Raw genomic sequence first — 14,664 nt, 5'->3', positions numbered from 1 at the left:
AGTTTAAGGTTAAAAGCATTTGACACTTTTAAACCCATAACTAAAAACCAGCAACCATTAACTAGTAACTAGAAACCAATAACCATCAACCAAATGGTATAGATGGATTATACATTATTTTATCTGATGTTTGCACACCAGACCACAGGATTTTTTAAAATCCGTGGAGTTTTACAGACTTTTTTTAAAGCCTTAAAACTCATTTCAAAGAACTCTTTGTTTCTTAAATCAAAAAAAGTAGTTAATCTAACTACTTTTTTGATTTATTTTTTCTTCTTGTGACGGTTAGCGCGTCTACGTTTCTTACGTTTGTGTGTCGCTACCTTATGTCTTTTACGTTTTTTACCACTTGGCATAAATAGTGTCTTTTAAGATTAATAATTCGTTTTAATGCTGAAATCAAATTCAGCTAATGCATTCTTATTTTACGTCCACATTTGTTTTAACGCCCTCAACAAAAACTTTTGCAGGCTTAAATGCAGGGATATTATGAGCAGGTATTTTAATAGTTGTGTTTTTTGAAATGTTTCTACCCGTTTTTTCAGCTCTTGTTTTGATTATAAAGCTTCCAAAACCTCTTAAGTAAACATTATCACCAGCTTCTAAAGAAGTTTTTACTTCTTCCATGAATGTTTCAACCGTTGCTTGAACATCACCTTTTTCAATTCCTAATTTCTCAGAAATTTTTGCTACTAAATCAGCCTTCGTCATTTTTAATATTTTATTATGGGTTACTATAAATTCTAAAAGGGATGCAAATATAAGGATTTAATATTCAATATTTCAAACCTAATTCACTTAAATTTAATATTATAAACGTTTATTTTTACGCCCTTTATTTAAATAATTCATGAATTTTTCAAAAAATATAACTCACTGGTATTCAAATAATAAGCGTGATTTACCGTGGCGTAGAACCAAAAATCCGTATCATATATGGTTGTCTGAAATTATTTTACAACAAACACAAGTGAACCAGGGGTTACCATTTTATGAAGCTTTTGTGAATCATTTTCCGTCAGTTTTTCATTTAGCCGAAGCAAAAGAAGCTGAAGTTTTAAAATTATGGCAAGGATTAGGGTATTATTCTCGAGCTCGAAATTTACATGCTTCGGCAAAATATGTAGCTAACGAATTGCAAGGAGCGTTTCCGAATAATTATAAGGACCTATTAAAATTAAAAGGTGTTGGTGATTATACGGCAAGTGCCATAGCTTCATTTTGTTTCAACGAGCCCACTGCCGTAGTCGATGGGAATGTTTACCGCGTATTGTCGCGTTACTTTGCTATCGATACGCCTATAAATTCTTCAAAAGGAAGTAAGGAGTTTAAATCTTTAGCTCAGGAGTTAATAGATAAAAAAAATCCTTCCGAGTATAATCAAGCGATTATGGAGTTTGGGGCGATACAATGTAAGCCTAAAAATCCTGATTGTTTAGCTTGTGTTTTTAAAGATGCCTGTGTGGCTTTTAATGAAAACCGCATTGATGCATTGCCCGTTAAAATTAAATCCGCGAAAGCGAAAAAGAAATATTTTAACTTTTTAGTGTTTGTTAGTGAGGATGGTAAAACCATTTTAGAGCAACGTGAAGGCAAAGGCATTTGGCAAAACCTCTATCAGTTTCCCTTAATTGAAACGCCAAGTGATATCACTGAAACTGCTTTCCAAGAACATTTAAGTTCTCATACCATATTAAAAGGACAGGATTATAAATGGAGTCTATATAATAAGGATGCGATTGTACATAAATTATCGCATCAACATTTGTATACGAGATTTTGGATTATCAATATAAAGGAACTTAAAGGTCAAACGATACCTATTAATAGTATTAGAGATTATGCGGTTCCTATATTAATTGGTAATTTTATAGAGCAGTTTAATTTTTAAACTACGGGAATGACCACTTATATATATGGTTGTTGTTGTAGAATTTCTTATTTTCGAATCAAAACTCGAATACACCTATATTTTTTTATTAATTTTAAAATCATGTGCGGCATTTGGGTTATTTTTGCTTTTCTAATTTTATAATAAATTATGTCTGGAACGTTAAATAAAGTGATGCTAATTGGGCATTTGGGTGATGAAGTGAAAATGCACTACTTTGAAGGTGGTAATTGTATTGGGCGATTTCCTTTGGCGACAAATGAAACCTACACCAATAGACAAACCAATGAGCGTGTTACTAACACCGAGTGGCATAATATTGTGGTTAGAAATAAAGCTGCCGAAGTTTGCGAAAAGTATTTAAGCAAAGGTGATAAAGTATATATTGAAGGACGTTTAAAAACTAGAAAGTGGATGGATGATAAAGGCTTAGAGCGTTACTCTACCGAAATTCATTGTACCGATTTTACCTTTTTAACTACAAAAGGTGAAAGCGGATCTCAACCTAGCTCAAGTCCGGCAACCCCACAAAAAACAGAAGCGCCAACTGCTCCAGAGTCTAACTCGAGGGATGAAGGTGCCGATGATGATCTTCCTTTTTAATATGAAAACCATGATTTTTCAAGATTTAAGTTTAACTAAACCAATAGCCATTGGATCCTGATCCTGCCAGTTTCATTGCACTTTTTGTTGCCGTAGATCTTCCCGTAGTTCTTGGCTTTGTATTATTATTTGTGCTTTTAGTGTGTTCTGCCCTTATATCTGGTGCCGAAGTCGCGCTTTTTTCATTGAATAGAACCGATATAGAGGAAGGTTTTGAAAATAAATCCCGACGCATACAAATTATAGCCAAACTTTTAGAGCGTCCTAAAAAACTATTAGCGACCATATTGGTTGCCAATAATTTTATAAATATCGCTGTTGTCATTCTGTTTGCCTTTTTGGGAGATATTTTATTCGAGCATATTGCGAGTCCGCAACTTAAATTTTTCGTAGAAGTTGTTGTCGTTACTTTTTTAATCTTACTGTTTGGTGAGATTTTACCAAAAATTTACGCCAGTAGAAACAACCTTAAGTTTGCTGTGTTTATGGCTTATCCGTTACGGGTATTGGATGTCTTGTTATCGCCTATAAGTTTGCCAATGCGTAGCGTGACTTTAGGTATTCATAGTAAGTTAGGTAAGCAGAAGTCAAATATTAGTGTCGATCAACTTTCCCAAGCTTTAGAGCTTACCAGCGAAGAAGATACTACCAAAGAAGAACATAAAATTTTAAAAGGCATCGTGTCGTTTGGAAATACCGATACCAAGCAAGTGATGCGCCCAAGAATTGATATTTTTGCTTTAAACATAGAACAAAAGTATGCCGAGATTATGCCCGAAGTGATTGCTAACGGCTACTCGCGAATTCCTGTGTATCGCGATAATATCGATACGATAGAAGGGATCTTATATGTAAAAGACTTATTGCCTTACATCGATAGAAAACAATTTGATTGGACGAGTTTGTTACGCGATCCGTTTTTTGTGCCAGAAAACAAAAAGTTGGATGATTTAATGACGGAGTTCCAAGAAAAGAAAGTACACTTAGCTGTTGTGGTAGATGAGTATGGCGGCACATCAGGACTTATTTCATTAGAAGATATTATCGAAGAAATAGTTGGTGATATTAGTGATGAGTTTGATGATGAAGATTTGACCTATTCGAAATTAGATGAAAACAACTATGTTTTTGAAGGCAAAACCGCATTAAAGGATTTTTATAAGATTATTAAAATTGAAGATGAAACGGTTTTCGAATCTAAAAAAGGAGAAGCCGAAACTGTAGCAGGTTTTGTTTTAGAGATCTCTGGAAGTTTTCCAAAATTAAACAGTAAAATAAATTTCGAAAATTACGTTTTTACTATTGAAGCGCTCGATAAAAAACGCATCAAGCTTGTAAAATTTACAATACTATAATGAAGAAAATACTATACGTTTTGGTTCTGGTACTTTGCCTTTTTTCCTGTGAAGAAGATCATGTCCCAAAGCCTAACGCGTTTTTACGATTAGAATATCCAGAGGCCGTGTATAAGGAATCTACCTTTGATATGCCGGTTACTTTTGAAATTAACGAACTCGCTACAAAAATAAAGTTTCAAAAAGTTGAAGCCCCAACCGAGAGTTATGGTGTGAATTTGGTGTATCCGTCGTTAAAAGGGACGGTGTTTTTAACCTACAAGTCGATTGACAATAGTGAAGAGAATTTAAAGGATTTCCTTAGAGACGCTCAAAACTTCACCCAAAAACATACCATTAAGGCCGATGAAATTCCAGTAAGACCATACGAGAATTTTAAACGTAAAGTTTATGGCGCTTTCGCGGAAGTAAAAGGTGATGTGGCCTCGCCAGCGCAGTTTTATGTGACCGATAGCGTACAGCATTTTTTAACTGGTTCGCTGTATTTTTATGCAAAACCGAATTACGATTCTATTTTACCTGCCGCACATTATATTGAAAAAGATATTCGTCATATCATGGAAACCGTAAGGTGGAAGTAGGGAAGGCGAAGTGTTCTGATTACCTTTTGAGGTAGGTTTTGTTGAGCTTTCTGTGCTAAGTAATACTTCTTAAAGTAAAAGAAAGAGGCTGTCTTAAAAGCCATTGTCACGTCAATCCGAATTTATTTCAGATTCTCATAATCATGAGATGCTGTGTCGAGCACAGAATGACGTTTGTTTTAACTTTTCAGACAGCCTCTTTTTTTATAAATCTAAATAGATGTTTTATCTATTTAAGCAGCTTTTTTAGTGCAACAAGCTTTGTCGCAGTTTTCTTTACAAGCTATTTTTTCGTCGTTATCCTTATCGGCTTTGCAACATCCACCTTTACAATCAGCTCCACAAGTTTTCTTTGCCGCTGAAAAATCATCAACAGTTTTCATATCATGAACCGAATAAGTGTCTGAAACTTTTACTACCGTTTCTTCTAATGATGCCGGTGTAACCTTAGCCTCATCATACTCAACCATAGCTAATTTGTTATCAAAATCTACTTTAGCCGATTTTACACCTTCCATTTTAGTGATTTTCTTTTGGATTTGAGCAGCGCAACCCATGGCACAAGTCATACCTTCTATGGTAAATTCTGCTTTGGCATAAGTCGCATTAGGATCTAATTCCTTTGTGGTTTCAGTAGCCGTTTCAACTTCAACGGTTTTAACTTCAGCATTTTTGTTTTTACAACTAAAAGCGAAAGCTGTAATTAAAGTAAGTATAAAAAGTTGTTTTAAAGTTTTCATAATTTAGTTTCTAAAGGTTTTGCTGCAAAATTACTAAATAAAGCGGTCTACTAGGTTAAAAAAATCGAATTAGTACTTAAAAACAGGGTGCTATAGTACACTTAATATGAATGAAATCAATAGTTTGAGTACTTGGTTTTGGGAATAGGATTGTATATTTACAAGAAATACAGTAAACCTCATTAAAAAATATTTGTCAAAAAAAAGTAAAACGTTTGTCGTTTAATTAATTAGAAGTATATTTGCACTCATTTTTGAACAAAATTAATTAATAAAAACGTTACGCTATGTACGCAATTGTAGAGATAGCAGGGCAACAATTTAAAGTTGAAAAAGACCAAAAAGTTTTTGTTAACCGTTTACAAACCGAAGAGGGTAAGGAAGTTTCTTTCGATAACGTTCTTTTAGTAGGTGAAGGTGACAATGTAACTGTAGGCGCCCCAGCTATAGACGGAGCTCAAGTAGGAGCCAAAGTCTTAAAGCACCTTAAAGGTGATAAAGTTATAGTTTTTAAGAAGAAAAGACGTAAAGGATACCGTGTGAAAAACGGTCACCGTCAATCTTTAACAGAAATTGTAATTGAAAGTATTGTAACTTCGGGAGCTAAGAAAGCTGCCAAAGTTGAAAAGAAAGCTGCACCAGCAAAAAAAGCAAAAGCAACTAAGGCTGATGACTTGAAAAAAGTTGAAGGAATCGGACCAAAAATCGCTGAAACTTTAGCAGAAGCTGGTATTACTACTTTCGCTCAATTAGCGAAAACAGATGCAGCTAAAATCGCAGAAATCATTTCTGATGTTCGTGGAAACCACGTAACAGATACTTGGCCAGCACAAGCTCAATTAGCTGCTGATGGTAAGTGGGATGAGTTGAAAAAATGGCAAGACGAATTAGATGGTGGTAAAGCATAAGGCTTTCCGCTTAAGTTTAACAATATAAAACCTTAAGATCATGGCTCACAAAAAAGGAGTTGGTAGTTCGAAGAATGGTAGAGAATCAGAATCGAAACGTTTAGGCGTTAAAATTTTTGGTGGACAAGCTGCTATTGCTGGAAACATTATCATAAGACAACGTGGTAATACACATCACCCAGGTGAAAACGTATACCAAGGAAAAGACCATACTTTACACGCTAAAGTTGATGGACTTGTAAAATTCACAAAGAAAAAAGATAATAAATCTTACGTTTCTATCGAGCCTTTCGAGGCTTAAGAAATTTTTCTTAATGTATTAAAAAGCCCTTTCTGTTATTCAGGAAGGGCTTTTTCTGTTTACTGCATTTTTAATCTAAATATAGTTTTTTAGTGATGTTTTGTTAATGTCCAACGGTTTACTTTACATCCTTTTGTAAATAAAAAACATACCGTGAACTTAATTGAAAATCTACTCTATATTGGTGTTCTTACCATAACCACCTTATCACCGGCCCAAGACAAAAATGTAATTGCTCATGAAACAAAAATAAGTAGCATTAAAAAGGCGCTTAATCATGCCGAACAATTGAAAGATTCGGTTAAAATGGCTCAGGAATATGTGCATTTGGCTAGTTACTATAAAAATTTAGGTTTAGATAGTGAGGCTCTAAAAAATTACCGGGTGGCACAAGGGCTCTATATAAAAAAGGATACCTTCTACGTTAACATTAATAATGATATTGCTGCCATTCATCATAAATTAAAAAATTTTAACGACGCTACATTGTACCTCAATGAAAGTGTTAACCTCTCTAAAAATCTATCCTATCAAAAAGGGCTCGCTACAGCTAGTGCTTTATTAGGAGGCGTTGCTGAAAAACAAGGAAATTACGAAGATGCCTTATCGTATCAATATACTAGTTTGGAAATTTTCAGGGTATTGAAAGATAGCACCGGTTTAGCCATTACCAATGAAAATATTGGAAGTATTTATGAAGATTTGGAGCAATACGATAAAGCGTATGGTTATTTTAAAAAGGCCTACGATTATGAGTCTAATGAAAGCTCAGACCTTAAAATCAATATTTTAAACAATCTTGGTGATGTTAATAGAAAGCGGGGGCATATTCAAAAATCCTTAGAATTTACCCAACAAGCGCTAACTCTGGCTAAAAGCACGCAAAATATTAAACAAGAAGAAAGCGGGTTAAAAGATTTAGCACGCGCCTATGCCGATATGGGTAATTTCCAACAAGCGTATCAATACCTCTTAAAACAAAATGTTTTAAACGACCAGGCTTTTAAACAGAGAAACGCCGATTTAGTGGGTGCCATGGAAGTGCTTTACCATGTTAAAGAAAAGGAAGCCGAACTCAGTTTGCTTAATAAACAAAATCAAATTAATAAAACACGACAAATAGCTATCATCATTGCCAGCTGTGCCATGTTTATTGTTTTTATGGTTTGGTTAATCTATTTAAAAAAGCGAAAAAGACAGGAACAAAGAATCTTAAAATACAAGCAGCAAATTCTTCAAGCCGATTTAGATATTAAAATAGCGGAAGAAGCCTCTTTAAAACGAGAAATTGAATCTAAAATATCTGCCTTAACCAATTACAGTCTCAATATCGCTCATAAAAACAAAATGCTTTCTAACGTTTCAAAAACCCTAACCAATTTGAAAAGTAGAAATGCCGATTTTGTAAAGTCAAAAATTGAAAGCTTAGCTAAAGACATCGATTTCGATTTAGCTCGTGGAAATGAGTGGAACGAATTAATGGGGTACTTTGGAAAAATACATCCAAACTTTTTTGAAAATTTAAATTCTGAAGTTAACACGAAGTTGTCGGCCTCAGAATTGCGACTTTGTATGTTATTACGTCTAAATCTGTCCTCAAAAGAGATTGCTTCTATTCTTCATATCACACCCGAAAGTGTTCGTATTGCGCGATATAGGCTTCGAAAAAAACTTCCTATCGATGCGAAGGCCGATTTACAAGCCTATTTGCTGAATCTTTAAGCATGTTTCATAAAGATTATTCCAATGTTACGCACAGGTTAATGTTGCTATGCAATAACGCCTATTTCGGACTCCAAGTTACCTTTTGTTAATACAGATTTCAGAAAAAAACCATCCTTGGAAACTAGTTTTGTCCGAAACTAAAAATAATAAAATGATGAAAAAACAGTACGCATTATTATTAACCATAATATGCTTTTCGTTTTGGGGTTATGCTCAAAATGGAAATATTCAAGGGAAAGTAATAGACGAAAATGGTCTGTCTGTTCCTTTTAGTAACGTAATTATTGAAGCTTTAAGTAAAGGTAATTTATCTGATGAGGATGGGAAATTTACTATTGTAGATGTTCCAGTGGGAAAGCATGCCGTAAAAGTAACTTATATAGGATATACAACGGCCGAAACTAATGTAGATGTGGTTGCTGGACAAACGGCAGAAATTATTATTGTAATTCGCCCAACATCGGTAGCTTTAGAGGATGTTTTAATTACAGGCTACAACAGCGGACAAGCTAAAGCTTTGAACGCACAGAAAAACAAGGCTAACATTACTAACATTGTGTCTACCGATCAAATTGGTAAATTCCCAGATTCTAATATTGGTGATGCGGTTAAACGTATTCCTGGTATTACCATGCAGGTCGATCAAGGAGAAGCTAGAAACATTATTGTACGTGGTTTAGCACCACAATTAAACTCGGTAACTTTAAATGGAAGTCGTATTCCATCGGCCGAAGGCGATAACCGTAATGTACAAATGGATTTAATTCCTGCCGACATGATTCAACTTATCGAGGTGAGTAAAGCGGTTACTCCAGATATGGATGCCGATGCTTTAGGGGGATCTGTAAACTTAGTTACAAGAACATCACCAGAAGGTTTCAGGTTATCTGCAACTGCTGGTTCTGGTGTTAATTTTATTTCTGGGAAAAGAATTTTAAACGGGTCATTTTTATTAGGTGATCGTAGTAAAAATGATAAATTCGGATGGATGCTTTCTGCTTCTATCAACGATAACGATTTTGGTTCTGATGATGTTGAAGCTGAATGGTCGAATGAATTTGAATATTACAACGGAACCGATGTTGAAGCAGTTGATGTAGATCCATATACAAGCGTTCTTGAGCAACGTGACTACATCGTACAACGTATTCGTAGAAGTTTCTCAGCAAACTTTGATTACGATTTTGATGCTAATAATAGTATTTATCTAAAAACCATTTACAACTGGAGAGACGACCGTGAAAACCGTTATGTTCTAGAACATGGTATTTTAGATGGTGAAGATATCGAAATAGGTGATTTTGATATTGTTAACAATGTACCTACACGTTTTCCAGTTGAAGTAAAAAGAGAAACTAAAGGAGGTATTGATAATAACCGTAATAAAAATACGCGTTTAGAGGACCAACGTATGCAAAATTACAGTTTAGGTGGTGATCACTTAGTTGGGAAATTAAAAGTGGATTGGATGGCGTCGTATGCAAAGGCTTCAGAAGAGCGTTTAAACGAGCGATATGCAGTTTTTCAATCGGAATATATTATTAATAATGATGATTCTGATTCAAGATATCCGATTTTTACAGCAGCAAACCCTGCCGATGCCGATGATTTATCTAATTTCGAATATGATGAAATCACTGAAGAAAATCAATACACCGAAGAGCAAGACTTCAATACCTTTTTAAATTTTGAATTGCCAGTAGATTTATTCGGACAAGGTGACGGAACCATTAAATTTGGAGGTCGTGGTCGTTTTAAAAATAAAAGCAGAGATAACAGCTTTTTTGAGAATGATTTAGAAGCAATGTACCCAACACTTGCCGATGTGCCTACACAAAATTTAACAGATCCAGATTATTTAGCGGGTAGTAAGTATAAAGCAGGTTACTTTGCTTCAAATGAATGGTTAGGGAGCTTAAACTTAAATGGAGGAGACCCAGTTCCAGATGAATATTTACGTGAGAATTTTGATGTAAGAGAAGATGTTTATGCTGCATACATCATGGCGCATCAAAAATTATCTAATAAATTAAGCGTTATTTTAGGGGTAAGAGTTGAAAACACGAACTTAACTGCCACAGGTAACGAAATTGAAGATGAAGATACGTTTATTAGCGAAGTGACTAGAAAAAATTCATATACCAATGTGCTTCCTGGCGTGCATTTTAAATATGATGCTTCTGAGTCTACTGTATTGCGTTTTGCCTGGACGAACACTTTAGCGAGACCTAATTATGTGGATATTGTTCCTACTGTCGATATTGTTCATGGTGATTCTGAAATTTTCATTGGAAACCCAGACTTAGATCCAACAACTTCTATGAACTTCGATATCATGGCCGAACACTATTTTAAAAGTGTGGGTATCATCTCTGCAGGGGTGTTCTATAAAGACATTCATGATTTCATATATACTTCACAATATGAAACTGAAGATGATAACTTCGGAAATGGAACTACTGGATATGATGTGTATCAGCCTTTAAACGGCGATAAAGCTTCTGTTTTTGGAGTGGAATTCTCTATCCAACGTCAGTTAGACTTCTTACCAGGTTTTGCTAAAAACTTTAGTGTTTATGCAAACTATACTCATGTGTCATCAGATGCTGAAGGAATTAAAAATGAAGATGGTGATGAGCGTTCAGATTTGGACTTACCTAATACTTCACCAAATTTGGTAAATGGTTCTTTAGGATATAGCGACAAAAAGTTTAGCGCCAGATTATCGGCAAACTTCTCAGATGCTTATATCGATGAAATCGGCGGAAATGCTTTTGAAGATAGATATTACGATCAACAGTTTTTCTTAGACTTCAACGTTGGTTTTAATATCAATAAAAACTTAAGTGTCTATGCCGATTTAAATAACATAACTAACCAACCTTTACGTTATTTCCAAGGGCAAAAAGATAGAACTATGCAAGCCGAGTTTTACGGAAGACGTTTCACTTTTGGTATCAAGTATGATTTATTCAAAAGAAAAAAATAAAATATAAATAAGAGGCTGACCGAGGACTCAATTGAATTTGATTTGTCAGGTAGAGTTTGTCGAACCCCATGTTAAGACAGGGAAACAAAAACTATATCGACAGGGTCAATAAATAACAGAATAGTTCTCAGTCAGCTACTTTTAAAAAACATTAATGAAGAAATTACTTTTTGTAGGCTTGCTAGCTTTAGCAAGTTCATGTCATAAAAATTTACCAGAAATAGCACCCGATGTAATCACCGAGCATACGATGCACGATTCTGATGATCCAGCCATTTGGATTAACCCAAGTGATGCTTCGAAAAGCATAGTTTTTGGTACTGATAAAAATACCGAAGGTGCTATTTATGCTTTCGATTTAGATGGAAAAATTATTGAAGATAAAACCATAAGAGGGCTAAAGCGACCGAACAATGTGGATTTGGAATACGGCTTTAAAATCAACGATTCTACCGAAACAGCCATTATCGCTTTTACCGAAAGAGAACGCAAAAAAATGCGCTTGTATGCCGTTCCAGAAATGATTCCTTTAGATGGTGGTGGATTTTCAGTTTTTGAAAATGCCCAAGAACCAGAAGGCGATTTACCAATGGGAATTGCACTTTACAAATCGCAAATATCTAATAAAATATATGCGATTGTAGGAAGAAAAAACGGGCCTTTAGATGGTTATTTACATCAATACGAATTGTATAGTGATAGTTTGGGGGTACAAGCTAAATTGGTTAGAAAATTCGGAAAATTTAGCGGGAAAAAAGAAATTGAAGCTATTGCAGTTGATAATAAAAATGGTATCGTTTATTATTCTGATGAAATGCATTGCATTAGAAAATATTATGCAGAACCATCAAAAGGGAATGAAGAAATTTCATGTTTTGGTAGCGAATATTTTAAAGAAGATATCGAAGGGATTGCTATCGCTCAATACGAAAACAAAGGTTTCCTTATCGTATCAAACCAGCAAGCGCATAGTTTCAATATTTTCGATTTAGACACTAATGCCTTTATTAAAGAACTTAATTTAGGTACTGTTGAAACCGATGGTTGCGATGTTACCACAGTAGCTTTAGGGGATAAGTATCCAAACGGATTATTTGTTTCTATGAATGATGATAGAAATTTTTTCTTTCACGATTTAGCGAAATTGAAATTGTTAGAATAAAAGAACTCGAATAAATACGTTTTGTTTTTGTACCACATGATTTCACAACACAGTGGTCGAGTTTAGCCGAATAATAACGGAATATTGTTTTCGTTTTATTCGGCTTTTTTTATGTCATAAACCTATTAAAAAGGATATCCGATGGCGAAGTTTAGTACCGATTCCTGAGTGTCGAAAGTATAGCGTTCACCTTTGGGTAAGGCTGGATTATGAAAAGGTGTTGCTAGGTCTAAACGAATTACAAATCCTTGAAAATCTACACGGGCACCAAGGCCAACACCCATACCTAATTCTTGCATAAACGAGCTAGTAAATTTACCTCCTGGTAAAGCAGGGTTTTCAATCGAGTTCCATATATTTCCAGCATCAACAAAAGCGGCGCCTTTAAGGAATGAATAAATAGGGAAGCGGTATTCTATATTGGCTTCTAAACGAATATTACCCGTTTGATCAAAGTAGGTGTCACTAACCGTTGATCCGTCAAACGTTCCAGGTCCTAAAGAGCGTATTCTAAAGGCGCGAACGCTATAAGGACCTCCCGAAAAATATTGTTTTACATTGGGCAGTAATGTAGAGTTGCCATAGGCAATACCGTAACCTCCAAAAATACGGCTGGCCAAAATATGGTCATCGTTAAATTTATGGTGGTAGTAAATATCAATATCGGCCTTGGCATATTGTGCATACTCTAAACCAAATATTTCACTAGGGCTGCCATCTGCATTATTTTTACTGATTAAGCTTAAAGAGTTTCCTGCAATATCCAGCTTGGTGTTAAAATAGATTTGATCGGTTTTACGAGTTTCTAATAACCCATTGTATGTGAAAGAAAAGGTGAGTCCGCTTATAAATTCTTGCTCAAAACTGTCTTGCATGTATGGGTTGTCATCTAAAATCTGCTGAAACTCCTCGGTGATGTTCCAAGGCTTGGTGTAACTCACCGTTATAGGATTGACTTCGTAAGTTACTAGTTTATTAGCGTCCCAAGTATATCCAAATAAAGCTGTGGCTGAAATTAAACTAAAATATTCCTTACGGTTTAAGTAATCAAGGCTTAATGAAGTTTTGGATTTTGGAATGTTATACTTGAAAAAATGTGGGCCAACTTTTATAGGGAAAATAATTCTAGGAAATGTTAATTCCCCAGTTATACCAAATTGGGTACTGCTTAATTTATCGGCATCCTCACTACCTCTTGTAAATTGGGCTTCGTAACCAAATTTAGCACTTAGTTTAAAGCTTTCGCCTCCTTTAAATAAATTTCGGTTTATCGATGAAACAGAAATAGCTGGCCCTGTAAAGTTATTCGATTTGGTAACGCCTTGTAATTCGACTTGTAGAGCTCTTTTATTTAATGGAGATAAGTAAATGTTGGCTTCTAAACGTCCTAGGCTATCTGTTAAAGCAGAGTCTATTTCTTTATACTGAATATTAACAAATTTGTAAGTGCCAATTTGAGATAAGCGCCTCGCTGTGTTTTTAGAGGTTTCAGCATTGTAGAGTTGCCCTTTTTGAATGGTTACAAATGGATCAAGGTATTTTAACTTAAAAAATAATTCGTCTTGTTTGTAATTTTTATTGTTATAAGTTTCGGAAGGAATATTTACAGAATCGGTTTCTATATTGTAATGCGGATAAATATTTATTCGAGAAATTTCATAAGGAACGATGGCCGGTTTTGGCGTTTCCGGTTTCATTTTTAAATAGAGATCAAAGCGTTTGTTTTTGTACTGATTCGTGTCGGCTTCAAAAAGTAAAAACCTTTCATTGAAATTATAATATCCTCTTAGTTTTAGGGACTGATCGATGCGCTTACGCTCTAACTGCATTAAAGGCAAATCGAAACGCATCCCCTTTTTTAAAATTGTTTTGTTAAGATGCGCTTTAATATTGGCGCCAATGGGTTGTGGTAAACTATCGAGGGCATAATTTTCCATTTTATATGGCTGGGCAACTTTAACCTGGTAGGCTGCAGAAGCCTTTTTTTCTTCTTCAATAAATTCTGATGATGCCGAACTGTAAAAGAACCCTCGATTATCCAAGCGGTTTAGTAATAGAGATTCCACTTCAAGAGGTTTAACATCACTTTGGTAGATGGGTTCTTCTCCAAAATTTTTATTGAGCCATTTATTTATAAAGCCTGGGTGTTCTTTCTGGTTTTGATAGTAAAAATACAAACCTAAATACATGCCCAAAATTTTACTATTCGGTTCAGGGTTAAGCACCGAATTAAGGTTTGTTTTTATGACGTCTTTAGATTTGTCGGATAGGGTGGAATCACTTTCTATCTCTAGCGTAGCACCAGTGTACAAGCGCTCATCTTCAGGGATGTATCGCGATACACTGCAAGCGTAACACAGGAGCACTATAGTGCTTAAGATTAAAAAGTTTTTACACGACATATTCAAA

General features: G+C 35.0%; 12 protein-coding genes. 9 read left to right on the top strand and 3 right to left on the bottom strand.

Annotation, left to right across the window (positions count from 1 at the left end; translation table 11 throughout):
- Positions 1-420: 420 nt before the first annotated feature.
- The gene (locus JJL45_RS00855; RefSeq protein ID WP_013869848.1) at positions 421-711 is read right to left on the bottom strand and encodes an HU family DNA-binding protein; all 291 of its coding nucleotides are present in this window, start codon (positions 709-711) and stop codon (positions 421-423) included.
- A gap of 139 nt (positions 712-850) precedes the next feature.
- Here JJL45_RS00855 and mutY point away from each other — a divergent pair, with 139 nt between their 5' ends.
- The 4 genes from mutY to gldD all read left to right on the top strand — a co-directional run bounded on the left by mutY (position 851) and on the right by gldD (position 4,430).
- Positions 851-1,891, top strand: coding sequence for an A/G-specific adenine glycosylase (mutY, locus tag JJL45_RS00850; protein ID WP_068601379.1), 1,041 nt, complete (start codon positions 851-853; stop codon positions 1,889-1,891).
- Between the two features lie 150 nt (positions 1,892-2,041).
- On the top strand, positions 2,042-2,494 hold the full coding sequence (locus JJL45_RS00845; RefSeq protein ID WP_068601381.1) for a single-stranded DNA-binding protein: 453 nt from the start codon (positions 2,042-2,044) through the stop codon (positions 2,492-2,494).
- A gap of 50 nt (positions 2,495-2,544) precedes the next feature.
- Entirely contained in the window at positions 2,545-3,849 is a 1,305-nt protein-coding gene (locus tag JJL45_RS00840) for a gliding motility-associated protein GldE (RefSeq protein ID WP_067144874.1), read from the top strand.
- Complete coding sequence (gene gldD, locus JJL45_RS00835; RefSeq protein ID WP_068601383.1) at positions 3,849-4,430, top strand: gliding motility lipoprotein GldD; 582 nt, start codon at positions 3,849-3,851, stop codon at positions 4,428-4,430. The genes JJL45_RS00840 and gldD overlap by 1 nt, the downstream gene beginning before the upstream one ends.
- A 233-nt stretch (positions 4,431-4,663) precedes the next feature.
- On the opposite strand, the gene JJL45_RS00830 is transcribed toward gldD, so the two are convergent.
- Complete coding sequence (locus tag JJL45_RS00830) at positions 4,664-5,170, bottom strand: heavy-metal-associated domain-containing protein (RefSeq protein WP_068601385.1); 507 nt, start codon at positions 5,168-5,170, stop codon at positions 4,664-4,666.
- 287 nt (positions 5,171-5,457) lie between these two features.
- Between JJL45_RS00830 and rplU the strand changes: the two genes are divergently transcribed.
- From rplU to JJL45_RS00805, 5 genes are all read left to right on the top strand, one after another.
- A complete protein-coding gene (gene rplU, locus JJL45_RS00825; protein WP_067144871.1) occupies positions 5,458-6,078 on the top strand; it encodes a 50S ribosomal protein L21 in 621 nt (206 codons plus the stop codon).
- Positions 6,079-6,118: 40 nt separating this feature from the next.
- Positions 6,119-6,379 (top strand): 50S ribosomal protein L27, encoded by a 261-nt coding sequence (gene rpmA, locus JJL45_RS00820; RefSeq protein WP_013869859.1) that lies wholly within the window; start codon positions 6,119-6,121, stop codon positions 6,377-6,379.
- Between the two features lie 153 nt (positions 6,380-6,532).
- Entirely contained in the window at positions 6,533-8,101 is a 1,569-nt protein-coding gene (locus JJL45_RS00815; protein ID WP_068601387.1) for a tetratricopeptide repeat protein, read from the top strand.
- A 154-nt stretch (positions 8,102-8,255) separates the two neighbouring features.
- Entirely contained in the window at positions 8,256-11,093 is a 2,838-nt protein-coding gene (locus JJL45_RS00810) for a TonB-dependent receptor (RefSeq protein ID WP_202664208.1), read from the top strand.
- A 154-nt stretch (positions 11,094-11,247) separates the two neighbouring features.
- Positions 11,248-12,255 (top strand): phytase, encoded by a 1,008-nt coding sequence (locus JJL45_RS00805; protein WP_068601391.1) that lies wholly within the window; start codon positions 11,248-11,250, stop codon positions 12,253-12,255.
- A gap of 125 nt (positions 12,256-12,380) precedes the next feature.
- Here the strand turns inward: JJL45_RS00805 and JJL45_RS00800 are convergent, their stop codons facing one another.
- Complete coding sequence (locus JJL45_RS00800) at positions 12,381-14,657, bottom strand: BamA/TamA family outer membrane protein (protein ID WP_068601394.1); 2,277 nt, start codon at positions 14,655-14,657, stop codon at positions 12,381-12,383.
- Positions 14,658-14,664 lie beyond the last annotated feature (7 nt).

It is taken from the genome of Tamlana sp. s12 (genome assembly GCF_016767215.1).
GTDB classification, from domain to species: Bacteria; Bacteroidota; Bacteroidia; order Flavobacteriales; family Flavobacteriaceae; genus Pseudotamlana; species Pseudotamlana agarivorans.
The sequence above is the reverse complement of the archived record's forward strand: the minus strand, read 5'-3'. Positions and strand labels throughout refer to the sequence as shown.

Bases quoted from the DNA above. Each gene is read 5' to 3' on its own strand.
- rpmA (WP_013869859.1), top strand. From the start codon at position 6,119: ATGGCTCACAAAAAAGGAGTTGGTAGTTCGAAGAATGGTAGAGAATCA.
- rplU (WP_067144871.1), top strand. From the start codon at position 5,458: ATGTACGCAATTGTAGAGATAGCAGGGCAACAATTTAAAGTTGAAAAA.
- JJL45_RS00830 (WP_068601385.1), bottom strand. From the start codon at position 5,170: ATGAAAACTTTAAAACAACTTTTTATACTTACTTTAATTACAGCTTTC.
- gldD (WP_068601383.1), top strand. From the start codon at position 3,849: ATGAAGAAAATACTATACGTTTTGGTTCTGGTACTTTGCCTTTTTTCC.
- JJL45_RS00805 (WP_068601391.1), top strand. From the start codon at position 11,248: ATGAAGAAATTACTTTTTGTAGGCTTGCTAGCTTTAGCAAGTTCATGT.
- JJL45_RS00800 (WP_068601394.1), bottom strand. From the start codon at position 14,657: ATGTCGTGTAAAAACTTTTTAATCTTAAGCACTATAGTGCTCCTGTGT.
- JJL45_RS00810 (WP_202664208.1), top strand. From the start codon at position 8,256: ATGATGAAAAAACAGTACGCATTATTATTAACCATAATATGCTTTTCG.
- JJL45_RS00855 (WP_013869848.1), bottom strand. From the start codon at position 711: ATGACGAAGGCTGATTTAGTAGCAAAAATTTCTGAGAAATTAGGAATT.
- mutY (WP_068601379.1), top strand. From the start codon at position 851: ATGAATTTTTCAAAAAATATAACTCACTGGTATTCAAATAATAAGCGT.
- JJL45_RS00845 (WP_068601381.1), top strand. From the start codon at position 2,042: ATGTCTGGAACGTTAAATAAAGTGATGCTAATTGGGCATTTGGGTGAT.